The organism is Bacillus sp. AR4-2 (assembly GCF_008274865.1).
In the GTDB taxonomy this organism is placed as follows: domain Bacteria; phylum Bacillota; class Bacilli; order Bacillales; family Bacillaceae_G; genus Bacillus_A; species Bacillus_A cereus.
The window spans coordinates 1646897-1673457 of sequence record NZ_CP031062.1 but is presented as its reverse complement, the minus strand read 5'-3'; the positions used below and the strand labels follow the sequence as shown (position 1 = coordinate 1673457).

Genomic DNA, 26561 nt, shown 5'->3' with positions numbered 1-26561 from the left:
ATCCCCTATATTTCATTTATCTATTTCGATATTACAGCTTGCATTACCTTTTCAAATTCCTACTTAATCATATTTCTATCCAATAGCGCTGAATAACTTCACCAGTACGAGAAGAAACTACTTCATTTTCTAACACACCTCCAACCTTTTGAATCGTTTTAGCAGAACCGATATTGGATTTATCGCAAGTTATTAATACTTTCTGCAATCCTAATTTTTGCGCTTCAGCTAATGCAAGTTGTAGTTGTTTCGTAGCGTAACCGTGGCGACGTTTATTCGGATGGACACTATATCCAATATGACCACTTTCCCGTAATAATTCTGGATTTAATCTATGTCTAATATTCACAAAACCTATAAGTTCCCCTTTTTCAAAACTTAAAAACTGACTAGATGGCACTCGATTAGCTAGTAAGTTTTCTCCTAGTTCTTGTTTACTCACTTTTTCAAACCATTCATCAAGAGAATCAAAGTTTTGTAAAGAACTACTTCCATGTGGTTGTTCCCCTGAGTGTAAAAACGCTCGTCTATACGCCGTAATATGCTCACTATATTCATGGATTGGTTTTAATAGTTTCATTGTTCTTCTCCCCCTCTTCATTCCATAAAACAAACACCTTAATAGCAGCTATTCACTATTAAGGTGTTTCTATCCTTTTTATTCAAATAACCCCATGCTCAAATAACGTTCACCTGTATCAGGCGCAATACATAAAACTTTTTTACCAACGCCTAGGCTTTTCGCTATCATGATTGCAGCGTAAACAGATGCTCCAGAAGATGGCCCAACTAATAATCCTTCTTGTCTAGCTAAGTTTCTCATTGTCGTTAAAGCCTCTTCATCTGCAATTTGAATAATTTCGTTATACACTTCTGTATTTAAGTTTTTCGGAATAAATCCTGGGCTTGTTCCTACTAGTTTATGAGGACCTGGTACACCACCGGATAAAACGGGAGATCCTTTCGGTTCCACTACTGCAATATATAAGTTTGGCAATTTCTCTTTTAACGTTTCACCAGTCCCTGTAATCGTTCCGCCTGTTCCTGCCGTTGCAACAAAAGCATCAAGCTCTCCATCCATTTGTTCGTAAATTTCAAGTGCAGTCGTATAACGGTGAATATTCGGATTAGCTGGATTTTCAAATTGTTGCGGGATAAAACTATTCGGTATTTGTTTTTGCAGTTCTAACGCCTTCGCAATTGCTCCTGGCATTCTTTGTTCTGCTGGTGTTAAAACTACTTCTGCTCCGTATGCTTTCAATAAATTAATACGCTCTTTTGACATATTATCTGGCATAATTAAAATCGCTTTATACCCTTTAGCTGCTGCATTCATCGCTAAACCAATCCCTGTATTCCCGCTTGTCGGTTCAATAATTGTATCTCCTGGTTTGATGAGACCATTCTCTTCTGCAACGTGAAGTAAATTATAAGCAGCACGGTCTTTCACACTGCGCGATGGATTAAACATTTCTAGTTTCACATACACATCTGCTGCGTCTTCCGGAATAAATTTAGATAATCGGACGACAGGTGTATCTCCTATTAATTCCGTAACGTTTTCACACAATTTCATAGCGCATCCCCTATTCTATCGTTTTCTTATCACTTGGCAGTAACCATGAAGTGAGTCCAATTAATGGTAGACAACTACATAATAGCATAATAAATTGCAGGCTATATACATCTGCTAATTTCCCAAGAACTACAGCACCTAATGCTCCAAGTCCAAATGCAAGACCTACGATTAATCCTGACACCATTCCCACTTTTCCAGGCACAAGCTCTTGTGCATATACAACAATTACACTAAAACTACTTGAACTAATAAAACCGATACATAAAAATAACGGTACGACCCACACAAGTGAGACATGTGGTAATAACAGTGCAAGTGGCGCTGAACCTAACATTGAAAATACGATGATATTTTTCTTACCAAATCGATCTGCTAACGGTCCTCCGAAGAAAGTGCCTAACACACCAGCAATCATAAATGCGAATACGAAATACTGGGCATTTTTTATAGATAAACCGTAATGCTCTATTAAGTAAAATTGATAGAAATTCCCGATACCAGCACCGTACCAAGAGCGTACAAAAGTAAGAAAAACAAGAAGTATAATAACGAATTTAATGTGTGTACTTACAATTGCATTTTCCGCCTCAAGTGCAGCCCTCTTCTTCCTTCTTACAGCACCGGTTGCTAATTCATTTTTGTACCAATTCGATACGAAATTTAATAATGCAATTCCTACTGCTGCAAATGCTGTAAAACCCAATGAACCAATTTGACCGAGTGGAACGAAAATTAGCGCTGTAAAAATAGGAGCTAAAGAATTCCCCGTGTTTCCCCCAACTTGATAAATCGCTTGCGCTAACCCTCGTTTTGCACCTGCCGCCATATACGCAACACGAGCGCCTTCTGGATGAAAGACTGCGGAACCTAAACCAATAAATAAAACAGAAATAATAACAATAATAAAGTTTGGTGCAAACGCGAGTCCAATCATTCCAAGCATACTTGAAAACATGCCGAGTGGTAATAAAAATGGTGACGGCTTCTTATCTGAATACATACCAAACACCGGTTGCATAATCGATGACGTCATATTTAACGCAAACGCAATCCACCCTACTTGCATATAGGATAAATTCATCGTTTTTTCCAAAATAGGAAACAACGCCGGCACAACTGCTTGCATCGAATCATTTAAAAAATGTCCAAAGCTAATCGCAAATAATATTCGATATATTGTCGGTGTTTCTACTGTGTTTTTTTGCGAAACTGCCTGCATATGTGAATCGCTCCTTTCTGTACAAAAAATATATTTATTACAGTAGGTGTAATAAATTCTGACTTTTGAAACATTTCTATTCTATACTGCTTTCATTTCTTTTTCCAGAAATATAACTTAACTCCCATCATTGACTTGCATCCTTGTAACTTTCAGCAGTAAAACATTATAGAAAAAGGCAACCCAATCACAAACTGGGTTGCCTCTTACATTAAATTGCAAAACGCTTATACTTCTCGTAATCGCTCGTCTTACATTCCACTTCTAGTTTCGTACCTTCATTTTCATAACTCGTTGATAAAACGTGCGCATGATTATTGAAATACGAAACTACCTGTCCTTGATCATACGGAATTAACATTTCACATTTCGTATATTCTTTATAAATATGGGAACGAATCATTTCTACAAGCTCTTCCATTCCAACATGTTTCTTCGCAGATAAATACACGCGGTCTTCTTGTACTTTCGGAATTTCAACATCCACCATATCTGATTTGTTATAAGCATAGATCGTTGGAATATTTTCTACTCCAATTTTCTTTAACGTTTCATTTGTAATATCAATTAATTGTTCATAATTTGGATTTGCGTAATCTACGACGTGAATAAGTAAATCTGCTTCCGCTACTTCTTCTAACGTTGAACGGAACGCCTTCACAAGATGATGTGGTAATTTACTTACAAATCCAACTGTATCTGTTAATAAAAATGATTTATTATCTGGCAAATCAATATTTCGTACAGATGTTTCTAACGTCGCAAATAACATATCTTTTTCAAATACTTGCTTTTCTTCTGTACCATTATAAATTTCAAGCATTGCATTCATCGTCGTTGACTTTCCTGCATTCGTATAACCTACTAATGCTACAACAGGTATTTCATTTTTCTTACGTTGCTTTCGCTGTGTTTGACGCTGGGCAACGAGCGCTTCTAAATCTTTATTTAAAACTGAAATTTGTTCTTCAATTTTACGACGATCTAACTCTAACTTTTTCTCACCGACACCTTTATTTTTCGTACCAACGCCGCCGCTCTGTCTTCCTAACGATTCACGAAGACCGATTAAACGAGGCATCATGTACTGAAGATGTGCTACTTCTACTTGTAGCTGTGCTTCTTTCGTTTTCGCACGTTGCGCAAAAATATCTAAAATTAAAATGGTACGATCAATTACCTTACAATCTAAATCCTCTTCTAAATTTCGAATTTGTGAAGGAGATAATTCATCATTAAAGATGACCATATTCGCATCTATTTCGCGTACATACGCTGCTACTTCTTCAATCTTTCCTTTTCCGATATAATGCGACGGATTTACTCGTTGTAAATTTTGCGTTACTTGCCCAATTACCTCTACATCGCAGGCTTCCGCAAGATTTGTTAACTCTTCCATCGAATACGCAAAATCATCTTCATTACCTACATTTACTCCAACTAAAACTGCTCTTTGTAATACTTCTTCCATATATTTATTCCTCCATTTCGATTACGTAAAATAAAAAACACAGGTCGCTGCCTGTGTTTTCGTAAACGGATAAGGGTTCACCAAAGAAATAGAAGAAAGCTATGCTTTCATCCTATTTTATAGTCAAAAAGTCCCAAGATTGTATACGTATCCACAATAAGCGTTCACCTATACAATCCCATTCTATTTATAAAGGCAAAACAAAAAGAGGGCGTATTCGTCCCTCCCTCTTTTTCACATATAAGCTTAATAAAGGGTTCCTTTAAAATAGGCAGACCAATCCCGTTCACTCTGTACACAGACAGAGCCTTTGAGCGCTATTCAATTATTGGCACAAAGTATTGAGACGTAATCTGATTAAGATCAAAGGAAGCCCCTCCGTTCATTTTAAGTTACATAAAGTGTAGCATAAGTAATTCGCTTTCACAAGGTTTAACAACCTATATCACACGAAAGAAAATCGTTATATTTTTACTTTAATCGTCATTTTTTGCGAGTTTTTCTCACAATAAAAATAACAAAAGCAATTATCAAATTTAGAAACTTCTCGTATATTATTTTTACAGCACTCGCCAAATTCCTTCATAGTAAGTTAAGTATTATCGTTTTAATACAACAAAAATCTTTATTGACATTTTTATAACCTAATATTAGTATCAGGTTATAAAAAATAAAAGTTAGGAGATGTTCCTATGCATTCTAAATCTCGTATTACTGCAATTGGTACTTATGTTCCAGATCAAATATTGTCTAATAACGATTTAGAAAAGATGGTCCATACGAATGATGAATGGATTGTACAAAGAACAGGAATAAAGGAAAGAAGAATCGCTAGTGACGAAGAATACTCCTCAAACTTAGCCATTAAAGCAATTAAAAATTTATGTACAACATATAAGAAAAACTTAGAAGATGTCGACTGTATCATTGTCGCTACTACTACTGCTGATTACGTTTTCCCTAGTGTTGCTTGCCAAATACAACAATACTTCAACACACCTCATACACTAGCTTTTGATTTAAATGCAACTTGTGCTGGTTTTACATATGGACTACACGTCGGTAATAGCTTAATCACTTCTGGATCACATGAAAAAGTACTTGTCGTAGCGACAGAGACATTATCTAAAGTTACTAATTATAGCGATAGAACGACCTGTATTTTATTCGGTGATGGTGCTGGAGCTATTTTATTAGAAAGAAATGAAGACACCCCAAGCTTTATCGCTGCTCACATGGGAACAAACGGTGATGGCGGCATTCATCTATATAGAACAAACTTATCTACTACTATGAATGGCACATCACTGCAAACAAATGAAAAAATCGTTCAAAATGGAAGAGAAGTATATAAATGGGCAACACGTACAGTGCCAAAAGGCATAAAAGATTTAATACATACCGCAAATATGCAAGTAGATGATATAGACTGGTTCATACCCCACAGCGCTAACTTACGAATGATTGAATCTATTTGCGAAAAATCTCAAATTCCAATACAAAAAACATTAACGAGCGTGGAATATATGGGGAATACCTCTTCAGTCACCATTCCACTCGCTTTAAATTTAGCTATAAAAGAAGGAAGGTTAAATAACGGAGACACACTTTTACTATACGGATTTGGTGGCGGACTTACGCATTTAGGACTTATTGTAGAGTGGAATTTAATTTAAGTGTATAAAAAGAGGTTCTAGTCAGTAACTAGAACCTCTTTTTCATTTAATTTCTTGCCCCTTTTCGAGACCATATCACAACAGGAATAAGTAATAACGCTAACACGCCTCCAGCCAATGACAATGCCGCATAACTTGAATTCGCTACTACCATACCTGACATTGCTCCACCAGAAGCTCCAGCTAACGCAATAAAAACATCTATTTTCCCTTGTGTTTTAGCACGTGTAGACGGTGTTGTGGAATCAACGATTTGCGCTGTACCACTTATCAATCCGAGGTTCCATCCTAGCCCAAGTAAAGACAGAGAAACGATTAACAATAATAAAGAATCACTTGGCGCTATCGCAGCTATGACACCCGCTGCAAGTAAAATCACTCCACCAGCTATGCTCATTGTAGTTCGGCCAATTTTATCAATTAACATTCCTGTAACGAGAGATGGAAGATACATTGCACCTACATGAAAACCTATCACAAGTCCTACTGCACTTAAACCGTGACCGTGGTGTCCCATATGAACTGGCGTCATCGTCATAATCGCAACCATCACGATTTGCGTAAGTATCATTACGATTGCTCCAACTGTAATACCTCGTTTATTTTCTTTCGCTTCTTCTGTTATTGGTTGTCCTTTATATGTATGTTCCTGTTTATATCTTTCTATTATGTTAGCAATAATCAAAGGATCTGGACGAAGCATAACAAAAAGAACTAGACCCGCCAGTATAAATGCTGCTGCCGATAGTATGAACGGACCTGCAAGCTTAGGAACTCCAATTGAATGAGCAAAACTTCCCATTATCCCTACTAAATTTGGTCCTGCAACTGCACCGAAAGTCGTCATTACCATCGTAATACTAACAGCCGTTGCTCTCTGCTTCTTATCTGCTAAATCTGTACCTGCATAACGAGCTTGTAGATTCGTCGCTGTACCGGCACCATATATAAGTAAAGAAATAAGTAAAAGAATAATACTATTTGTTAAAGCTGCCATTACAACACCAATTGCTCCAAATCCACCTACTATAAACCCTGTTGCAAGACCTATCCGGCGTCCATATCGTTGCGAAAGCTTCCCTACTATGAAAGCTGCTAATGCTGATCCCAATGTAAACATAGCAGTTGGTAATCCTGCAAATGCATCTGTTCCAAGCATTTGCTGCGCAAGAAGTGCTCCCACTGTAATACCAGCAGCTAGTCCTGCACCGCCAAACATTTGTGAAATGCTAACGATTATTAACGTTCGTTTGTATAGTTTTTGTTGCTCTTCTTCTGTGTATACATGATTATCTATTAAAGCCCCTGCCTTATCTAGCAATTCCCCATCCTCCTTTTAAAATTAATCCCTCTTGTTAATGTACTATGTTTAACGTTACATATTCAATGGCATTTTCCATTCATCCCTTTCATTCTAAAAAACTTTCTAATCATACTCGACTCATCCCATGCTATATTAAAAATACTACTATTCACAATAGGCAAGGAGGAAACAATGAAAAAAACAGTAGAATTATGTGAAGCTTGCAAACATGATCCAGTATATAAAATAGAAGAATCCGATGAAGCAAATCAACCTTACAAATTATGTAACCAATGTCATGAACGTCTTATTTCGTTATCTTTACATCCTAAAGAATGGTACCACCTTGTAATGATTCACTCACCTTACAAGTATTATTTGCACGATAGTTTTTATGAAGAAGATGGCGAAGCGAAGCAACCAAAATTAGAGATGAATGAGCAGAACCTTACACCCGTGCCCACTTTAGAAGAAGTTCGTTCTAGTTTAGAGGAATTACTTGATTACACCATGACTAGATGGTTTCTTCAAGAAGCAGAAATTGAAGCTCTTAATAGGTACGATCAAAACGAAGTATTAGATGCTGTTATAAATCGCTTTTCAAACACAATGAATGGTGTAATTAAAACTAGATTACTTGAGATTGTTATATGTGTATTAGGAGAATTCGCCTCAGATTGGATAAGAAAACTGTGGGAAGAATTTGATGAAGATTTACTTGCACCTCTTTCTCACGCTGCAGCTTACTGTTTACCATTTGAAGAAGCCTTTCCTTTAGTAATAGAAAGACTAAAAACAGTATTAAAAAGTGCGCTTCCGACCACTTCCTTCATTTGTCTGCATTCTTTTCAATCCCCAGAAACATTAGATTGGATAGAGGAACATGCAGCATCATTTCATAGCGATTGGGCGCGATTAGCTGCAGTATCACAACTAACTTGGAAACGAATTAAATCTTGGCTAACAAAAGGACACCCCTTAAGTTTAATCGCACTGGATGCAATGGTTAGCTGTATATCTTCAAATGAAGATGTACTACATGAAATGGATCCAAAAATTTTATTAGCAGATCCGTCAGAAATAAAGCCAACTTTAATAGCTTACAAAGAAAGAGATAATGTTCCAACCGTCAAAACAAGTGTTAAAACTATTTTAGAAAATAAAACAGAAATATTTCAATACATGAATCCTTTACAAATATCTATCAAAAAGAAACCACAAAACTTTTTAGTTATGGATGGCACAGTACAAATCCATGAAAACAGACTGGATGAGTACGTAAACTTCATTAATACAAACAACTTTACGGGTGTTTACATTAATGATCTTAGGTATAGTTTGCACCATATTAATTTTCTCGAACGCTGTCCACAAATTGAAAGCTTACACATTAGTAGTACATATATTACTGATTATTCAGCCCTATATAAATTAAAAAACTTAAAATCTTTATCACTAGAAGAACCACAAGTTCCACTAAACTTAACAGAGCTAGAAAGCTTTACAAATTTAGAGGAACTTCACATACAGTGTAATAAAAACATTAAGGGCTTCGAATCTTGTCCTAACTTAAAAGAACTATACATTTGGAAATACAAACCGAAACAAAAGAACCTTGAAGAATTAATTTCTTTGCAAAAAATCGAAAAACTAAGCATTACACAAGGGAATATTAGTTCATTAAAAGGATGTAGATCATTCCCTAAATTAAAGCATTTAGAACTCAATTATTTAAGACATTTAGAGCATATTGATGAAATTGAAAACAATGCTTCAACTTTAAAACACATCGAATTCAATCATTGCAGTAAGCTTAAAAACCACGAATATTTGCGCTATTTAACGGAATTAGAAACTCTCATCTTATCAAGTTGTGGTAACATACGAAATCTACAATTCATTAAAGAACTACCAAAATTAAAACATTTAAGCTTCGTGGATTCTACGATTGTAGATGGAAATTTAGAATCTTGCTTCGGAATTGATTTTGTTGGTTTTAATAATAAAAGGCATTATAGTCATAAATTTAAAGAATTAAATCCAGACTTTTCATACTAACGTAAGGGAAACAGGCTAATAGCAGCCTGTTTTTCTTTACGCTTCTTCTACTAATCTTCCCCTTCTCTTTTTACTCAAAGCTTTCCCTCCCAAAACAACAAACTTACGAAAGCACAAATTAAAATAATTGGCACACTTGCTTTATATAAATCTGTAAAACTCATAGCCATCTGATTCTTGGCATAATGGTTCACATCATTTGAAAATGTGAGTACCTCTTTCTTTATACTTTCCTCTTGTTTTTCAACTTCTTTTGTCACTTGCCTCATAACTTCTTCTCTTTTTACATCTCTATATTCTACTGGAACTTCTCTTAATCTTTCATCCGTCTTGTCGCGAATCAATTCTTCCTTTTTCTCTTTACTTAATCCCATTGTCATTGCATTTTGTTTCTTATTTATATTCGACTCTAAACTTTGATTCTCTATTTTCTCTTTAGTCATTTGTAAAATTTCAGTTTGCTCAGTACTATTCACATGAATAGTACGCACCTTTTCTTCTGCATAACGATATACTTTTTCTTTATTTACAGTTAAATTGTGAGTTAAGTTAGAGACAAATATTGCGACTGCCAATACAATTCCGACTTGTCGTAACATTGACACAACACTTTGAGAAGCAGTTAACAATTCTCCTTCAAACGAAGAAGCACTTAAAACTGTAATTGGCCCCACTACTAAACCATATCCAACACCTAATATCATACATGGAATAATAATTTCTATATTTGTTGAATGAACATCAATCATCTGCAACCAATAGTAGGAAAGCCCCATAATAAGAAATCCTGACAAAATAATAGTTACTTTTCCGAGTTTTTTAATTAAAGTTGCTGCAACTGGTGAGACAAAAAATATCATTGCTGAAATAGGTGTCACTAAAAAAGCCGCTTCAATTTCCGTTCGACCTTGTAGTTTCGTCAAGAACGTTGGAAGCAATACAGTAACTCCAATTAAAAATAAATTACTTAATATAACAACGATAGACGCTCCAACAAACATTCGATCTTGAAATAACTTTAAATTCACCATTGGATTATGAATCTTTCGTTCTACTAAAACAAATAGAATAAGAGAAATAGTGCTAATTGCATAACAAGACAAAGCAATATGACTTTGCCATCCCCATGTATTACCTTTTACTAATATGAGAGTAAATGAAAAAATTGCTGTGCTACTTAATAGTAGTCCTATCCAATCTATTTTTGAGATAATACGTTCTTCATTTTTTATTTGTAGCATGATGCAACATAACACGATTCCTATTATACAAACCGGAACATTAACGAAGAACACCCATCTCCATCCTAAATTTTGCGTAATAATTCCACCTATTACTGGTCCCATAGCAGCTGACAATCCTTGTGTTACTCCTAAAATTGCAAGCGCAACATGCCTCTTAGCTAATGGCATAGCTGATACACCAATTACCATACTTGTTGGAAATAAAATCGCTGCCCCAATACTTTGTATAAAACGAGAAAAAATAAGAAAATCACCTGTATTAGCAAAAGCGCAAAGTACCGATCCACCACCAAAAATCACCAGACCAAAAATATACATCTTTGCTTTTCCAAAAATATCAGCTATCCGCCCTAACGGAATGGCAAGTACTGCAATCGTCATTGTATAAACATTTAATACCCAAGACATCTTTTCTAATGAAGTATTTACACTCGATTGTATTGCCGGTAAAGCTATATTCATAATTGTCGTATCAATCATACAAAGAAAGATACCTAGACACATTAAAAAGACAATCTTAATACCCTTTGATTGCTCCATCTTTATATACCCCTTTATTTATTGTGAATGCGTTTTTCATTCTTCTGTTTTATTGTTTTCTTTTGCCTCTAACTCTTCTAATTTTCTCTTCAAAGTCTCCACTTGTGCACTATACGATGCAATACCTACATCTAGTGAAATTTCTTCGACGAAAGTAATACCTACTCTCCACTTTTCATATTTCAATCGAAGATCTGCAATGTACGCTTCTTTTCTTTCAATTTCATCTTTAATCCATTTTTTTATTGTCACATCATCACTATAGTTACCAAAATACATTCTCATTAAAAAATCCGAACGTAAAACATCCTTCTCTACAGGCGTCTGCATGTATTGATAAAACTCTTCACGTCCTTCATCTGTAATAAAATACATTTTCTTATTCGGTTTCCCCTCTTGCATGACAACCTCTTTTTTTATTTTCCCCTCATTCTCCAATTGTCGTAACGTTGGATAAATCATTCCAAAACTTCCATCAAAAAAATGAGTAAATACGTCTTCAAACACAATTTTAATATCGTAACCAGACAATTCCTTTTCCATTAATAAACCTAAAACAACATCTCTTCCCTTCAAAGTAAAACCCCCACATATTATATAATCAATAATCATATTAACAATGTTAATATGATTATTGATTATATACCTTATTCTGTTAATTGTAAAATGTTTCTAAATAAAAAAGCCCCATAATTTGGTTTTACCAATTCACAGGGCCATTTTCTTATTTACTCTTTCACACCTACATCTTGCAAAACTTCAATATCCTCTTTCATTTCATAATAATAAGAAGGCAATTCTATACCATGTTCTAAGAAATAATCCTCTATGAATGAAATAATGATTTTTAACGTTTTCACACGGGCATACAATTTATCGTTACTTTCAATAATATGCCACTTCGCATTTGGCTTACTTGTTCTTTCAAACATGTCTTCCATTGCTTCAACATATTCATCCCATTTTTCACGATTACGCCAATCTTCGTCTGTAATTTTCCACCTTTTTAAAGGATTTTTCTCTCTATCTTTAAATCTCTTTAACTGTTCCTCTTTACTTATATGGTAGAAGAACTTCCCTATTATGTAATGGTCATCTGTTAGTAGTTTTTCAAAATCATTAATCTCATCATATGCTCTCATCCACTCTTCCTTTGTAGCAAATCCTTCAACACGCTCAACTAACACACGACCGTACCATGAGCGATCAAAAATGGTGATTTGCCCGTACTGTGGAATTTTGCGCCAGAAACGTTGCAAATAATGGTAACGTTTTTCATGAGGTGCAGGCGCTCCAATTGGATTTACTTGGAACCCACGCGGGTCAAGATGTTCCGTCACCCGCTTAATTGCCCCACCTTTACCAGCCGCATCCCATCCTTCCATAACAAGCATAACCGCGATTTTTTCTTCTTTCAAAATTTGCTGTAATGCTAATAAGCGCCTTTGATATTTTTCGAGTTTCTTGTTGTACTTAGATTTTGATTCAATTTTTTTCGTTAAGTCTACTTTAGCAAGATGTCCATTTTCCATAAAACAAATCCCCCTTGTTGTATGACAATGTTATTTTAATATATTTTTGGGAATTTTTTCATATCCTAAAAAGCTGTGTAGAAACATCTCTACACAGCTTCCTTCTCTAATTTCACATATATAAGCACATTTAACTACATTAAAATAAATAATTTATACGGAACTCTTAGGAAATTCTTTTTATTAAAACGTAAAAATAGCCCTTTTAAAAAGAGCGGCAATCTAAGTATAGAAAGAAAAAATAAATTTATTCTTTCTTACTACATACGTAATGATGCCAGCTATAAGAGTAGTGAATAAGATATTAATTCACTACTCACAATACCCACTTTACATTATATGGTATATTCACTCGTAAAAAGAAGATAATAACAAGTAAATCCATTAAAGAATGGGAGCTCTAAAAAATGAAACGAAAAATATTAACTCTCTTTACGCTTATATGTTTAGCACTACCAATGCAAGCTAATGCTTACACATTTCAGTCACTACCGATTGCGTCAAAGTCTAAACAATGGTATGTCGAAATTGATAAATCTCATAACTCAAACAAGCAAGCAATTCAGCCAAAACAAGGTGTATTTGATACGTATAGTTTACTCGTAAAAAACATCGGTCATGATGTATCAAATGTATCTGTGGAAATACTTGATAACAACCCTACCTCTAAAGCTACCTTTAAACCTACTACACCTAATGAAAATATTTCTAAAAGTCATACAAGCTTTGACTACATGGTATTCCCATTAGACTTTAATAGTCATAATTTTAAAGTTGTGATCACTTGGGAAGAAAAGAATTTCTCTTATAACGGCCATCCGGTAAATGAAGGTAAAAAAATGAAACAAACATTTGTATTTAATGAAGAATAAGTCCTAATTTCTTTAGGGCTTATTCTTCATTTTTGAAACCTGCTTGTATCGCTTCCGTCACTTCTTTTGTGATTTCTAATTTTGTTGCTTCCATACTAATCTTTTTGTGCCAAATATGTACGGCCGGTTTTTCATTACAAAGATGTTTTATTAATACTAATTGATTATATGCTAAGTTATTTTCTATATAGGTCTAGCCCTATTTTCCCATATAATCAATTAAATCGACGAATACTCGGTACAGACAATGCGATTCCAATTGTTAAAATTACTAAACTAGCTAGTGTTATAATAGTTATCTCGCCACCTATGACAGTAGCTAACCAGCCTACAACTACGTATCCTAATGGCAATAAAGCAAAAGAACCCAACATATCAAGGCTTGCCACTCTTCCGAATGCTTCTTCTGGTACAAGCTCCTGTAAACTCGTTTCCCAAATGAGTCCAAATATCATCATGCCAAATCCTTCAATTGCCATTAAGAATATTAAAGCGGGTGCCCAAGAAATGAATGGCATAATTAATAAAGCAATGCCACTCATTAAAACACCTCCATAAGCCAGTAATCCTCTCTTATGCCACAGCTCTTTCCCACCAAATATTAATGCGGCAATTACAGCACCACCACCAGAAAAGGCCATGCCAAGTCCATACACGTAAGCTTCAAAATGATGATGAACATTAAATAACCATGGAATTAATACGACGATAATGCCGGCATAACAAATATTTATAAAAGAAAAAACTAAAATTGTAATCCACAGCCACGGATGACTTTTTAAAACTAAAACACCTTCCATAAACTCTTGTTTGTAATTAAGCTTACTCTTTTCAATGGGTTTTACTTTTTTAAACTTAATTTCTTTTAAAAATAATAAACATAAAAATGATAATAAGTACGTTGCTGCATCTAGTCCGAAACCTATCCCTGCAGATGCAACCGATACGATTAACCCACCAAGTGCTGGCCCAATTAATCGTATACCTTGATTACTCATTTGAGTGAGTGCGTTAGCTGCATTACGAATTTCAGGGACGAATACTTTCGCCCTTACAGCAGAATATGCTGGTTGGAATATCCCTTCCATAAGTCCGTATATGGCAACGAGAATATATAAAATCGTAATTGTTAATAAATCCATAAATATAAGCGATGCAAGTAATAGCATTAATATACAGCGGATTATATCCGTAAATAACATTAACCTAACCCGATCAATTCGGTCTACAATTAAACCCGCAAACGGTAAAGCAAGAATATTAGGTAGCATGTACATTGCCATCGTCATCCCCATTACAACTGTTGAACCAGTTAATGAATACACAACAACCGGAAGTATGACCATAGTTATCGAACTACCTAAGGCCGAGAGTAATTGTCCAATCCATAAAAACTTAAAGTGCGTTGATACTTTAACTGGTAATAATAATTTTCCAATATAACCTAAACTTTTCTCCTTTTGTATTTCTCCTTGCATGTCTCTCCCCTCTTTTCGAATGACTATAGAATTTATAATATATAACTGAAAATTTATAACATTCCATTTCTAATTATATAAGAAACAATTATGTTATGGTAAAATTATCAAAAGAATATAAAGGAGAATACATCATTATGCCTCCAAATTCACATAACATCGAACATCAGATCTATACAATGTGTATGATCCAACGTAACAATGAAATTTTACTCATAAAACGCCCCAGCCATCGAGGTTTCCCTGGCTACATCGCTCCTGGCGGCAAAGTAGATTTCCCCGAAAGTATCGTTCAAGCCGCTATAAGAGAAGTAAAAGAAGAAACTGGATTACTTGTTTCCAATTTAACTTTTAAAGGATTAGATGAATATGTCAATCCGAAAGGTAATGTTCGATATATGGTATTTAACTATTGGACAGACTCATTTGAAGGTGAACTTCTTTTGAATCCTCCTGAGGGTGAATTATTATGGATACCAATCAATACAGCACTAAAGCTACCTATGCAAACTTGGTTTAAAGAAAGATTCCCATTATTTTTTGAAACAGGCACTTTTGAAATTCAACGTATTTGGGATAATGAGCTAGATAAACAAGTTGCTATAACAATTACACATACGTAAAAAAGCTTGGAATCTCTCCAAGCTTTTCTTACTTCTCCTCTACTTTCTTAATCTTATAATCAATTTCTAAAAACTTAACTCCAAATATCCACATTCTATGATTAGCTTCTAGTATGTGATCCGTGCGCTCTTTTATAATAAAAGTCTCTGCTAATGGTAAACGGATTGTTAAGAACCGAGTATGTAAATAAATCCCCTCATCTCCCTGACCATTTTCTCTTAACTTACTAGTAATGATTAAATCATGACTATCATTATATAGTTTCAAAATACCAGTCATATTCGAATAAGGTAAAGGTAAGGCGATATTCATATATGTCTCATTCTTATTTGTATGCTTTGAATAAAGAGCTACAAAAATAGATTCACCTGCTTCATTTTTCCTTATCCAAGCCCTTACATTCTCTCTTCCATCTTCCTCATCCATTACACCAATGATAGAGCCATGCATCGTTTCCCAATTGCCGCCCATCCCTAAATGTATTTGTCCTACATGCTTGCTCATTTTCTCATAGCAAAGTGCGAACGGACGGAACCAATGAGTCCATTTAATATTTGATTGCAATTCATACTCTGCTGTATTTTCATAAAAATGAATCATACTTAAAGGAACCTTCGTCACATCAAATGCCTCACTATGAAAGTCATTTACTTTATCGACTAAACCGTTGTATTCCTTACTGTCTACTAAATTGCTGCTATATAAATAAGCCTCACCAATTGCCACATTTCCTCTTAACTTACTCATTGGTTTCCCATAGTATTTATAATTCGGAACACTCTTTTCAATCACCCAGCCGATAAATGCCGGTAACGCTACTCCAATTCCATTGACAACACCATGAATCCAAACCATTTGAGCAATTGTAATCGTCATTACATGCTTCAAATTTCCGTATGAATATATAAGTGAGAACATAATTGTAACCATGAGTGTACTAGACGAAACGATTAGAAGAATCTTTGCACTGATAGCATTAAATTTTGCTCTCCAAACGTAAAATCCATACCCATAAATTGCACATAAATATAGGAACACTGCAAAAAATTCAAATATTCTTGAGTATGTAATTCCTATTGCAACTGTCATAGGTGAAATCATGATGATAAACATAATAACATCATACACTTTACTTCTTTTTTCTCTTTTTCTCCCTATTAAACCAGCTGATAATGGCAATAGAAACGCCGAATAATGAAAATGTGCAGCTGTGAGTAAAACAATGTCAGAGCTAAAATGCATAATTGAAAGTTTTGCTACTGAAGCAGAAAACCAAAAACCACCTAAAAACAAATAAATAAACGCACTATCTATGGCGATCTCTTCTAACGGCTTCCATCCTCTTTCTAGCAATCTACTTACACCAAATAACGCAACAATTCCTGTATATACAAACCAAACTAGCGCAAATACATATTGATTTGTGACGAAAGCTAGCATTGTACAAATTGCTGCGATTGGATATAAAAATGATACGGATTTATAAAATAATAATTGCGATCCATCTCTTTTTCTTTTATCAATAATACAAAGTGACATTGGTATAAATAATAAAACAGATAATAATATAATTGCTTCAACAGGATTTATATTTGACCACTCACATATTAGAAAAATAACATAACAAGCAAGCCCAAATATTATATTTTTCATATCGTTTATTCCCTTTCCACAAATGTTCCCTTATATGAAAAAAGCGAACCAATTAACGGGTTTCGTACTTGTACATGAATTCGAAAACACTGAAGTGTTTCATCATAACTTTCAACAATTTTTGCCTCACCATACAAAAATTTTGGTAACGGCATTTTTCTTCCAAACATATAAAACCATTGTTTCTTTGAAGAAATATGCATTGCCCCTAACTCATCGATATGAAAATGCAGTGTAGAAACGAGTAAATGTGGTTCACCAAAATAATCTACAATTTCATTTTCGTTTCCATCCAATTGCATAACTGCATTAAAATATCTTTTCTTATTATGGAAATAAAAAGTACGGTTCCACCTTACTAATTCTCGTCCATATTCATCTCGCTCAGCTATGTTTTGTATCGTAAATGGAATTTCCTCTCCTCGTTCCGAGAAAAACATTCGAAACTTCGATGTAATTTTCAATATAAATTTCACGAAAAAAGAGCCACCGTAAATTTCATCCATCTTTCCTTCCCCTGTAAAACTATTCTCTTCTGTAATCGCATAACGCTTCTGCAATTCAGGATGAAGATTTTTATAGGTATCCCCTAATAATCGTTCATACATATTAGCCATACACTTATCCCTTTCTCGCCCTCTTGCAATTTTTCGCGCTTGGTAAATCGAAACTATTTATATAACCGACAATTGATAACCCCATTAGAAGAACATTTAATGTAATCGGATTAAACGGCCCTGTAAAGCTTGCAATATTCGTAAATCCTGCTGCTAACGTTAAAACTAGTAATACAATAATATGCAGTATAAATAATTTTCGTTTTATTATTGGCAACAGCCATACGACACCGAAAATTATTTCTAACATCCCAATTATTTTAAGTATACATATACTACTTTCATTTGAACCGATTAATACAGAAAGCATCTTTACTTCTTCTAAATGAGTAAACAGTAGTTTTGGCACTATCCCTTGATATATCCATACAAAAGCAAATAAAAAACATACGAGCCAATACGTCATTGTTCTTCTAATTAGTAACCTAGGATGAAGCCCCTTTTCTAACCATAATTTTAAAGCATCAAAACTCCAAGCAGTCGCCCAACCTAATAACGGCCGAAACATATAGCAATCTATTACATTCCCTATACGACCAAATCTTGTATCATAATCATATTGTGTCTCAAAATGGATGTATTCTTTATTTGGCGTATACTTCCAATAACCACGTCCTATTTGAATAAGAGATAATGTATTATCCGTCCAAAATTTTAAAGAAGAAATTCTTTCACCAGTTTCTTTTCTTATTTCACCTATTGATTCCCCTTCTCCAGCTATTTCAAGCCCAAATCCAATCTTTGTTTTATACAAAAACTTCTGTGGTTCTCCTTCTTTTTTCTCTAAATACGAAATTTCAGTAAAGCGAGCATCCCACTCTGTATGTATATGTGGTTCTTGCGTATATTCCCATAATTTTTCCATCGTCGTGTTCATTTTTGTCGCAACATAAATAGGCTGTTTCCTTTTCATTCTCCCCACCTCCTATGCACTATAAGTTTAATGTACATGCAATGAATTTATTTTGCTACATTTTTCACAAACTTCCCCAAAAAAGAAAGAATTTTTAAAATATATATAAAACACTTGATTCCCCGAAAAATTTAAATTATTATAAAACAAATGTTACCAACAACTTCATAAATCAAACACTCTCGCCTAAAACGTGAGATAGAGGTTGCGATACTTATGAGTATTCTAATGGAGACACAGAGATGTCTATGAAGTTAGATAAAAGGAAGTATTGCCGAAATTGATAAATTTCTCTGCATTTATCGATTGGGGCTGTTTTCGAATAGAAACAGAACTGTCATATGTACAAACGTGTACGTATGAAGAGCTATCTACAAAAAAGAGATATCATTTTTTATGATATTCCTTTTTTGGCGGTTTTTTTATTAGCTCCGTTTTCTGTTTCCCTTTTCCTGTAACAGCACCATCCTCACTTATTTGAGATGGTGTTTTTTGTTTGTCTTTCTGGTAACTACAGGAGTATTGGGATTTATATATTTCCTAATCCATTCTTAAAAATAGACGAAAGAAGGAATCTGTAATGGAAACAATTGTTCAAAAATTCGGTGGCACTTCTGTCGGAAGCGTCGAACGCATTCAACATGTAGCAAATTTAATTATTGAAGAATATGAACGAGGTCATAGCATTGTCTCTGTCGTTTCAGCAATGGGAAAAAGCACAGATGAACTTGTCGCACTCGCTAACGCTATCACAGAAAATCCAAGTAAACGTGAAATGGATATGCTTCTATCTACAGGAGAACAAGTAACTATTTCATTATTAACAATGGCACTGCAAGCAAAAGGCTATCATGCAATTTCATTAACAGGGTGGCAAGCAGGTATTACGACAGAATCTGTACATAGTAGCGCACGGATTACTGACATTCATACAGATCGTATTCAATCTTATCTTGCTGAAGGTACGATTGTTATCGTAGCTGGTTTCCAAGGTATAAGTGTAGAAAATGAAATTACAACGCTTGGCCGTGGTGGCTCTGATACGACCGCTGTCGCACTAGCCGCTGCACTTAAAGCAAAAAAATGTGATATTTATACGGATGTTACAGGCGTATATACGACGGACCCACGAGTTGTAAAAGATGCTTACAAATTAGACGAAATTTCTTATGACGAAATGTTAGAGCTTGCTAATCTCGGTGCTGGCGTATTACACCCGCGCGCCGTTGAGTTTGCTAAAAATCATAACGTAGTTTTAGAAGTTCGCTCAAGTATGGAACAAGAAAACGGAACAATTGTAAAAGGAGAATGTAACATGGAACAACAATCAATCGTTAAAGGTATTGCATTTGAAGATAATATTACACGCATCACAGTGAAAGGATTAGAACAAGGTTCACTTTCAACAGTTTTCTCTACATTAGCAGCAGCACACATTAATGTAGATATCATCATTCAAAGTATTACAAATGAAGGAACTGTACATCTCTCCTTCTCCATTCACTCGAATGATTTAAGAGAAACTTTAGAAGTTTTGGAACAAAATCAAGAAACTCTTCACTATGAATCTGTAGAACATGAAAATCACTTAGCAAAAGTATCAATCGTAGGATCTGGCATGGTATCTAACCCAGGTGTCGCTGCAAATATGTTCACTACTTTAAAAGAAGAAGATATTCATATTAAAATGGTAAGTACATCAGAAATTAAAGTGTCTGTCGTTATTGACCGCCTTCATTTAGTAACAGGCGTTGAGGCGCTGCATCAATCATTTATGGCGAAAATTGAGCCTTTCGTGCAAATGAGCTAATTTGATATGTTTAGTAACGCTTATAAAAAAAACATATTAATCTACTTCCTTCCTATTAAATAAAAAGCTATTCGTTAACAAGATGCTATATGATATATTAAAAAACACCTTGTCACATTTTCCTATACTGTGACAAGGTGTTTTTGACTGAAAGGAATTTGTAACTACTTAGTAGTATAATTATGAGGATAATTAAATAATAAACTTTTATACATAAGGAGATAAGACTATGGCAAAAAACAAATTACTACGAATGGACAATGTCAGCATCGTTGTAGAATCCCTTGATAACGCAATCTCTTTCTTTGAGGAGATTGGCTTGAATCTCGAAGGTCGAGCAAATGTCGAAGGTGAATGGGCTGGTCGCGTAACTGGACTCGGTTCTCAGTGCGTAGAAATCGCTATGATGGTCACTCCAGATGGCCACAGCCGAATTGAACTTTCGCGATTTCTCACCCCTCCTACTATAGCAGATCACCGAAAAGCTCCTGTAAACGCCCTCGGTTATCTACGCGTCATGTTCACTGTCGAGGATATTGACGAAATGGTATCGAGACTCACTAAGCATGGTGCAGAGCTCGTTGGCGAAGTAGTTCAGTACCAGAACTCGTATCGTCTCTGCTACATTCGTGGAGTCGAAGGAATTTTAATCGGTTTAGCGGAAGAACTCGGTAATAAATAAGTAATGTTTTATAAAAAAGAGGGAATAGCTCTATATTTAAGCTATTCCCTCACTTCTATTAAAACAGATGAATGTTTTCTTTCTTGCAAGCTGCACGTAAATCGTCAGGCCATACAGAAGATTGAACTTCACCGATATGTGCTTTACGTAAGAAGTACATGCACATTCTTGATTGTCCAATGCCACCGCCGATTGTTAATGGTAGTACGTCTTCTAGTATACCTTTATGGAAATCATACTCACGTTTGAAGTCTTCACCAGTTTTCGTTAACTGCTCATCAAGTGATTTACTATCAACACGAATTCCCATTGATGATAACTCAAATGAAGATTGTAGTACTGGGTGCCAGAATAAAATGTCACCATTTAATTTCCAATCGTCATAATCAGCTGCGCGTCCGTCATGCTTTTCACCTGAACGAAGTGCATCACCAATTCCGATAATGAAGACTGCACCGTGTTCTTTTGCAATTGCATGTTCACGATCTTTCGGTGTTAATTCTGGATATTTATCTTCTAATTCTTGAGAAGTAACGAAAACAATTTCTTCCGGTAAATACTTTCCAAGGAACGGATATTTTTCAAATAAGTGATCTTCTAAATCTTTGAATATTCCATAAATTGTTTGTACTGTTTTTTGTAAGTATTCGACAGTACGCCATTCTTTTTGAACGATTTTTTCCCAATCCCATTGGTCAACATAAATGGAATGCGTTGCATCAAGTTCTTCATCACGACGAATCGCGTTCATGTTTGTATATAAACCTTCACCAGCTTCATATCCGTATTCATGTAATGCAAATCGTTTCCATTTCGCTAGTGAATGAACAATTTCTAATTCTTCTCCTGAATGTAACATATCAAATTCAATTGGACGTTCTACACCGTTTAGGTGATCGTTTAATCCTGATTTTTTCGTTACGAATAATGGTGCAGATACGCGGAATAGTTCAAGGCGTTTTGCTAATTGGTCCTCGAAAAATGTTTTAACTTCCTTAATTGCAATTTGAGTCTCTCTTACTGTCATTAATGATTGATACATGGTGGTTTCCTCCTAAAATGTTTGGATGTTGTGAAAAGAAGCCAACAAAAAAAGCCCTTCTTTCCCAAAAAACTGGGACGAAAGGCTTTGGTTCCGCGGTACCACCCAAATTAGCAACAGAGGTTGCTCACTTATACAATACGGAGATGAAATATCTCGATACTGTTCTTCTTGTAACGGCGAAGTTCCCGGCTAAGTCTACTTTCCTATAAAGGATTTCGGTTAGCAACTCCAGGAGGTTCTTCATAATAGGCTTCGTATCAGGCTCACACCACCCCTGACTCGCTTAAACTACGTCCTACTACTACTCGTCCTTTCATAGTCGTTTTGTTGTCACATCTCTGAAACATTTTATTAATGATTATTCTATACAAAAAATAAAGAAAGTCAACAAAAAGTTTTAAAATATTTTTCAATTCTTTATTTTACGGCTTTATTGATTGTTGTTAATTTAACATCTTTACTTTTTCTGCCTCGTCAATCCAAAAAATATTTCACTGACCGAAACTAACGTATACACAACAATTAATGTGATCGTTCGGAATATAGAATCTGCAGTATTTCTTATTATTTTCATTTTCTTTATAATTCCTTTCAGTTTACTTGCAAATTCATGTTATACTATAGCATTCAAGCAGTTTATTTTTACTTAAAGCAATCATAGTCATTTATAAAGAGTATTTTCTAAATCATTGACTATTATCAAATAAGATTTTTATATAACGGAGTGATCATATGAGTAAAACGAAAGCAAAACCGAAAAAAGGTGTAGGACAAGGTACAGGAAGTAAAGGATGGAACCGTTGGCAATCAAGTGCAAAGAAAAAGGCAGCTGCCAAACCATACAAAAGTAAAGGTACAAAGAAGTAATTTAAATAACATTTGATTTCTTTACTTTGTACAAAACAAAATATAATTATTACAACAAAAAAGCTATGCCCTCATAAATTTGAAGGCATAGCTTTTTTATATTAAATCATTAAAATATCTCGAATTTCTTCCTCTGTGATTGAGGACAATTTCTCTTCTCCCGGCTCAATCACTTCAGCGATTAAATTTTTCTTACTTTCTTGCAGTTCATGCATTTTCTCCTCAATTGTTCCCTGAGCTACTAGCTTTATAACTTGCACTGTATTTTTTTGTCCCATTCGATACGCCCTATCGGCCGCTTGTTGTTCAACAGCTGGATTCCACCATAAATCATATAATATTACTGTATCTGCACCAGTTAAATTAAGTCCGGTACCACCAGCTTTTAAAGAAATGAGAAATAGATCTCCTTCTCCTTCGTTAAACCGATCGCACAGCTCTACACGATCCTGCGCTGGTGTACTCCCGTCTAAATAAAAGTATGGAATTGCTTGTCGATTTAACTCACGACCAATAATGGAAAGCATCTTCGTAAATTGAGAAAAAATTAATATTCTCTTCCCTGTACTTCTACATTCCTCTAAAATCTCTAACAGTTGTTCAAATTTAGCTGAACTTCCTTTGTAATCATCAACAAATAAAGCGGGATGACAACAAATTTGTCGCAATCTCGTTAAACCAGCTAAAATTCTAATTTTATTTTTACGTAACGTGTCTTTGTCTAAATGCTTTAACGTTTCTTCCCTTAACTTCGCTAAATAAGCAGCATAGAGACTCTTTTGATCGGGTAATAACTCCGATGATTGTAAGTGCTCTATTTTCTCTGGCAACTCATTTAATACGTCCCCTTTTAATCGTCTTAATACGAATGGTTTCACTCGCTTCGCTATATCTTCACGCCTTAAATCACCGAACTCTTTTCTTCCTGGTAATAATTCCGGGAAGACGACATGGAAGATAGACCATAGCTCTTCTAATGAATTTTCTACAGGTGTACCAGTTAGTCCGAAACGGTATTCAGCTTGAATTGTTTTCACAGCTCTTGCCGTTTGCGTTGTAGGGTTTTTAAACGCCTGTGCTTCATCAAGAAATAGTGTATGAAATGGTCTTGCATATAATCTTATATCTCTTCTCAGTAATGGATATGACGTGATTACGACATCAAATTCCGTTATATCTTTCAAAATTTTCCGGCGCTCTGCTTGGTTTCCATCTGCAATAACTGCTCTAATATGCGGGGCGAATTTTTTCAATTCACTAAACCAATTATAAACAAGAGATGATGGTGAAACGACTAATATTGGCAGTTTCTTTTCTCGAATCTCAGTCAAAACAGAATCTATAAAAGCAATGCTTTGCAACGTTTTTCCAAGTCCCATATCATCTGCTAAAATACCTCCAAAACGGTAATGAGCAAGTGTTTTCATCCATTCGAACCCATATACTTGATACTTTCTCATTTCTGCATTTAAAGTATTTGGCACAGCAAACTTTAATTTTTTCGGGTTTTGAATGTTTTCTACTAACTCTTGAACAGAATCATCCAAACTTAAAACATTGCCTTCATGAAGTCCGTTCATCCATTTTACACTTCGAATAAGCGGAACATTTACCTCTTCTCCATGTAAAAATTCTTTCCGAATACCTGATTCTTTTATAAACCGATTAATTTCATTAAACTCTTTACTCTCTAGTGATAAAAACGAACCATTCGCCAATCGATAATATTTACGTTTCTCTTCAAGGGCCGCTAATACACCTTTAATTTCTGCTTCTGGTATTCCTTTTATATCAAAACGAAATGACAACCAATCAATTCTTTCTTTTCTTCTCACTCTAATAAGAGGAACTGCATCCCCTTTACTAATTCGCAATTTGATTGCTGTTGTCGCATAAATATCAACTAAACCTTTTAATGTTGGCACAACGTGATATAAAAAGTTATACTCAGCTTCTTCATTATGCATAAAGTAACCGCCTTCTGTTTTTGCAAAAGCACTTTCACTCATAATGTCTAAAATCTCTTTTTCCTTTTTCTCATCACGATTAAAAACAGACGGCTGTCCATCCTCTTCTAGCGGATTAATCATGACGTTCCCATAGTGAAATTCAAGACCTGCTAATAAGCGATTTTTCACGCGGTCTAAATACAATTTCGCTTTTAGCGAAGGTGTTTCAACACGATCCGATATTACTTCATCAATGTGTACAGTTCCGAGCTTCATTAATCCTGGTACAACTTTCGCGACGAAATGTTCCATCTTACTTTCTGGAATATAAAACTGATTACTATTTGAGCGACTCATCATCTTTTGTAATTCAATAAGTCGCATACAATCTTCAATGTGTAAGTGATATAATTTCCCATCGTAAAGTGCATTGTTATACATATCCATAACTTGTACACGATTTAAACCATCTATATGAAGTGTAAATCCGCCATTATTTCCCTTCGTAAATTCAAAGTGTAACGGCAACAACCCTTTTGAAACTTGTAATCCCTGAAACAGTTGTTCATTTTGTTTCAGCTGTACATATTCAGCTTTAGAAAGTGAAAAGAGCATATCTTTCCATGAAGCTGGTGGTATAAATATCATACTTTCATCTTGTTTCGCATGTACTTCTAGCGTATCTTCATACATTTTTTCGTTATGATACATTTTAATGAGCTGCTGAATAATTGCATCCGTTTCTTGTTTAAAACTATGTACATCTGGTGTATATGTAAATTCATTTGAACAATGAAAAGACTCTCTTTTCTCCACCTTAGAAAGAAATTCTCTAATATGATTTATGAAATACACTTTGGCAAGTTTCAATTGAATCCCAAGAAGAGCCCCACCACTTCTCGTAGCAACTGGTGTACATATAAACTCAATATCTAATATTTCACGTGTATCAAAACGGTGTTGTTTACTTTTTGGCCTCAGTGGTTTGTCTGCAAACAGCTGAAACATACCACTTGTCAATTGATCATTTCTGTTACTAGTGGAGCTCATTCCACCTGTTTGTTGATTATAGTTTATTTGTATTAATACTGCTGCAACATGTTGACAGTACGTTTGAAAAGACGCTAATGAAGGACAACTACATTTTGCAACAACATCACCCTTTTTGGCTTTTGCTACTGTAACATGGAAATCCTCGTTCCCTTTTACTGTCGCCTCACAAATTTCTTTATTTTCATCGTAATGATCTATTATCACTTTATTTGATTTATAATAGGCTTCACCTCTTTTATATGAGGTATCTCCGCACACTTCTTTAATAATCGATTTATTCAATGTGAAACTCATCGCTTTGACACTTCCTTAATATAAAACCATTTTCTCTTACTTAACATTTTACATGCTCCACGAGAAAATATAAAATGTTGAT

General features: G+C 34.9%; 20 protein-coding genes, 1 pseudogene, 1 riboswitch and 1 other annotated feature. Of the genes and pseudogenes, 7 read left to right on the top strand and 14 right to left on the bottom strand.

Annotation, left to right across the window (positions count from 1 at the left end; translation table 11 throughout):
* Window positions 1-67 precede the first annotated feature (67 nt).
* The 4 genes from DN399_RS08760 to hflX all read right to left on the bottom strand — a co-directional run bounded on the left by DN399_RS08760 (window position 68) and on the right by hflX (window position 4269).
* Window positions 68-580 carry a GNAT family N-acetyltransferase gene (locus DN399_RS08760; protein WP_061113559.1) on the bottom strand — a complete coding sequence of 171 codons (513 nt, stop codon included), beginning with the start codon at window positions 578-580 and terminating at the stop codon, window positions 68-70.
* A gap of 78 nt (window positions 581-658) precedes the next feature.
* Window positions 659-1576: a cysteine synthase A gene (gene cysK / locus DN399_RS08755; protein ID WP_149149500.1), complete on the bottom strand. Its 918-nt coding sequence runs from the start codon at window positions 1574-1576 to the stop codon at window positions 659-661.
* Between the two features lie 10 nt (window positions 1577-1586).
* Window positions 1587-2798, bottom strand: coding sequence for an MFS transporter (locus tag DN399_RS08750; protein WP_149149499.1), 1212 nt, complete (start codon window positions 2796-2798; stop codon window positions 1587-1589).
* 211 nt (window positions 2799-3009) lie between these two features.
* The gene (gene hflX, locus DN399_RS08745) at window positions 3010-4269 is read right to left on the bottom strand and encodes a GTPase HflX (protein ID WP_000393291.1); all 1260 of its coding nucleotides are present in this window, start codon (window positions 4267-4269) and stop codon (window positions 3010-3012) included.
* A gap of 692 nt (window positions 4270-4961) precedes the next feature.
* On the opposite strand from hflX, the gene DN399_RS08740 reads away from it, so the two are divergent.
* Window positions 4962-5945 carry a ketoacyl-ACP synthase III gene (locus tag DN399_RS08740; protein WP_149149498.1) on the top strand — a complete coding sequence of 328 codons (984 nt, stop codon included), beginning with the start codon at window positions 4962-4964 and terminating at the stop codon, window positions 5943-5945.
* A gap of 46 nt (window positions 5946-5991) precedes the next feature.
* Here the strand turns inward: DN399_RS08740 and DN399_RS08735 are convergent, their stop codons facing one another.
* Window positions 5992-7266, bottom strand: coding sequence for an MFS transporter (locus DN399_RS08735; RefSeq protein WP_149149497.1), 1275 nt, complete (start codon window positions 7264-7266; stop codon window positions 5992-5994).
* A 174-nt stretch (window positions 7267-7440) separates the two neighbouring features.
* Between DN399_RS08735 and DN399_RS08730 the strand changes: the two genes are divergently transcribed.
* On the top strand, window positions 7441-9306 hold the full coding sequence (locus DN399_RS08730) for a leucine-rich repeat domain-containing protein (RefSeq protein WP_149149496.1): 1866 nt from the start codon (window positions 7441-7443) through the stop codon (window positions 9304-9306).
* Window positions 9307-9342: 36 nt separating this feature from the next.
* On the opposite strand, the pseudogene DN399_RS08725 reads toward DN399_RS08730, so the two are convergent.
* From DN399_RS08725 to DN399_RS08715, 3 genes and pseudogenes are all read right to left on the bottom strand, one after another.
* Window positions 9343-11090: pseudogene (locus DN399_RS08725) on the bottom strand (MDR family MFS transporter).
* A gap of 36 nt (window positions 11091-11126) precedes the next feature.
* Window positions 11127-11666 (bottom strand): PadR family transcriptional regulator, encoded by a 540-nt coding sequence (locus DN399_RS08720; RefSeq protein ID WP_006916931.1) that lies wholly within the window; start codon window positions 11664-11666, stop codon window positions 11127-11129.
* 152 nt (window positions 11667-11818) lie between these two features.
* Window positions 11819-12622 carry a polyphosphate kinase 2 family protein gene (locus tag DN399_RS08715; RefSeq protein ID WP_016082097.1) on the bottom strand — a complete coding sequence of 268 codons (804 nt, stop codon included), beginning with the start codon at window positions 12620-12622 and terminating at the stop codon, window positions 11819-11821.
* A gap of 407 nt (window positions 12623-13029) precedes the next feature.
* Between DN399_RS08715 and DN399_RS08710 the strand changes: the two genes are divergently transcribed.
* The gene (locus DN399_RS08710) at window positions 13030-13494 is read left to right on the top strand and encodes a hypothetical protein (protein WP_049107139.1); all 465 of its coding nucleotides are present in this window, start codon (window positions 13030-13032) and stop codon (window positions 13492-13494) included.
* A 215-nt stretch (window positions 13495-13709) separates the two neighbouring features.
* Here the strand turns inward: DN399_RS08710 and DN399_RS08705 are convergent, their stop codons facing one another.
* A complete protein-coding gene (locus DN399_RS08705; protein ID WP_001161164.1) occupies window positions 13710-14972 on the bottom strand; it encodes an MFS transporter in 1263 nt (420 codons plus the stop codon).
* Between the two features lie 137 nt (window positions 14973-15109).
* Here DN399_RS08705 and DN399_RS08700 point away from each other — a divergent pair, with 137 nt between their 5' ends.
* A complete protein-coding gene (locus tag DN399_RS08700; protein ID WP_049107141.1) occupies window positions 15110-15595 on the top strand; it encodes an 8-oxo-dGTP diphosphatase in 486 nt (161 codons plus the stop codon).
* Between the two features lie 28 nt (window positions 15596-15623).
* On the opposite strand, the gene DN399_RS08695 is transcribed toward DN399_RS08700, so the two are convergent.
* Genes DN399_RS08695 through DN399_RS08685 form a run of 3 tightly spaced genes read right to left on the bottom strand, consistent with a single transcriptional unit; the run spans window position 15624 to window position 18779 of the window.
* Window positions 15624-17249, bottom strand: coding sequence for a YndJ family protein (locus DN399_RS08695; RefSeq protein ID WP_149149494.1), 1626 nt, complete (start codon window positions 17247-17249; stop codon window positions 15624-15626).
* 5 nt (window positions 17250-17254) lie between these two features.
* Window positions 17255-17866: a DUF4166 domain-containing protein gene (locus DN399_RS08690; RefSeq protein WP_049107146.1), complete on the bottom strand. Its 612-nt coding sequence runs from the start codon at window positions 17864-17866 to the stop codon at window positions 17255-17257.
* Between the two features lie 4 nt (window positions 17867-17870).
* Window positions 17871-18779, bottom strand: coding sequence for a DoxX-like family protein (locus tag DN399_RS08685; RefSeq protein ID WP_049107148.1), 909 nt, complete (start codon window positions 18777-18779; stop codon window positions 17871-17873).
* Between the two features lie 191 nt (window positions 18780-18970).
* Window positions 18971-19157, top strand: a riboswitch (Lysine riboswitch).
* A 202-nt stretch (window positions 19158-19359) separates the two neighbouring features.
* On the opposite strand from DN399_RS08685, the gene DN399_RS08675 reads away from it, so the two are divergent.
* Window positions 19360-20589: an aspartate kinase gene (locus DN399_RS08675; protein ID WP_049107151.1), complete on the top strand. Its 1230-nt coding sequence runs from the start codon at window positions 19360-19362 to the stop codon at window positions 20587-20589.
* Between the two features lie 229 nt (window positions 20590-20818).
* Window positions 20819-21271 (top strand): VOC family protein, encoded by a 453-nt coding sequence (locus DN399_RS08670; RefSeq protein ID WP_049107152.1) that lies wholly within the window; start codon window positions 20819-20821, stop codon window positions 21269-21271.
* A gap of 58 nt (window positions 21272-21329) precedes the next feature.
* Here DN399_RS08670 and asnA read toward each other — a convergent pair whose 3' ends face one another.
* Complete coding sequence (gene asnA / locus DN399_RS08665; protein WP_000284916.1) at window positions 21330-22313, bottom strand: aspartate--ammonia ligase; 984 nt, start codon at window positions 22311-22313, stop codon at window positions 21330-21332.
* Between the two features lie 70 nt (window positions 22314-22383).
* Window positions 22384-22642 (bottom strand) — a binding site (T-box leader).
* A gap of 406 nt (window positions 22643-23048) precedes the next feature.
* Here asnA and DN399_RS08660 point away from each other — a divergent pair.
* The gene (locus DN399_RS08660) at window positions 23049-23183 is read left to right on the top strand and encodes a DUF3934 domain-containing protein (protein ID WP_000047588.1); all 135 of its coding nucleotides are present in this window, start codon (window positions 23049-23051) and stop codon (window positions 23181-23183) included.
* Window positions 23184-23284: 101 nt separating this feature from the next.
* Here the strand turns inward: DN399_RS08660 and DN399_RS08655 are convergent, their stop codons facing one another.
* A complete protein-coding gene (locus DN399_RS08655; RefSeq protein ID WP_049107158.1) occupies window positions 23285-26479 on the bottom strand; it encodes a DEAD/DEAH box helicase in 3195 nt (1064 codons plus the stop codon).
* Window positions 26480-26561 lie beyond the last annotated feature (82 nt).

Coding starts and splice junctions, on each gene's coding strand:
- DN399_RS08660 (WP_000047588.1), top strand. CDS start 23,049: ATGAGTAAAACGAAAGCAAAACCGAAAAAAGGTGTAGGACAAGGTACA.
- DN399_RS08750 (WP_149149499.1), bottom strand. CDS start 2,798: ATGCAGGCAGTTTCGCAAAAAAACACAGTAGAAACACCGACAATATAT.
- DN399_RS08730 (WP_149149496.1), top strand. CDS start 7,441: ATGAAAAAAACAGTAGAATTATGTGAAGCTTGCAAACATGATCCAGTA.
- DN399_RS08715 (WP_016082097.1), bottom strand. CDS start 12,622: ATGGAAAATGGACATCTTGCTAAAGTAGACTTAACGAAAAAAATTGAA.
- DN399_RS08695 (WP_149149494.1), bottom strand. CDS start 17,249: ATGAAAAATATAATATTTGGGCTTGCTTGTTATGTTATTTTTCTAATA.
- DN399_RS08740 (WP_149149498.1), top strand. CDS start 4,962: ATGCATTCTAAATCTCGTATTACTGCAATTGGTACTTATGTTCCAGAT.
- DN399_RS08760 (WP_061113559.1), bottom strand. CDS start 580: ATGAAACTATTAAAACCAATCCATGAATATAGTGAGCATATTACGGCG.
- DN399_RS08710 (WP_049107139.1), top strand. CDS start 13,030: ATGAAACGAAAAATATTAACTCTCTTTACGCTTATATGTTTAGCACTA.
- hflX (WP_000393291.1), bottom strand. CDS start 4,269: ATGGAAGAAGTATTACAAAGAGCAGTTTTAGTTGGAGTAAATGTAGGT.
- DN399_RS08700 (WP_049107141.1), top strand. CDS start 15,110: ATGCCTCCAAATTCACATAACATCGAACATCAGATCTATACAATGTGT.
- DN399_RS08655 (WP_049107158.1), bottom strand. CDS start 26,479: ATGAGTTTCACATTGAATAAATCGATTATTAAAGAAGTGTGCGGAGAT.
- cysK (WP_149149500.1), bottom strand. CDS start 1,576: ATGAAATTGTGTGAAAACGTTACGGAATTAATAGGAGATACACCTGTC.
- DN399_RS08690 (WP_049107146.1), bottom strand. CDS start 17,866: ATGGCTAATATGTATGAACGATTATTAGGGGATACCTATAAAAATCTT.
- DN399_RS08685 (WP_049107148.1), bottom strand. CDS start 18,779: ATGAAAAGGAAACAGCCTATTTATGTTGCGACAAAAATGAACACGACG.
- asnA (WP_000284916.1), bottom strand. CDS start 22,313: ATGTATCAATCATTAATGACAGTAAGAGAGACTCAAATTGCAATTAAG.
- DN399_RS08670 (WP_049107152.1), top strand. CDS start 20,819: ATGGCAAAAAACAAATTACTACGAATGGACAATGTCAGCATCGTTGTA.
- DN399_RS08675 (WP_049107151.1), top strand. CDS start 19,360: ATGGAAACAATTGTTCAAAAATTCGGTGGCACTTCTGTCGGAAGCGTC.
- DN399_RS08705 (WP_001161164.1), bottom strand. CDS start 14,972: ATGCAAGGAGAAATACAAAAGGAGAAAAGTTTAGGTTATATTGGAAAA.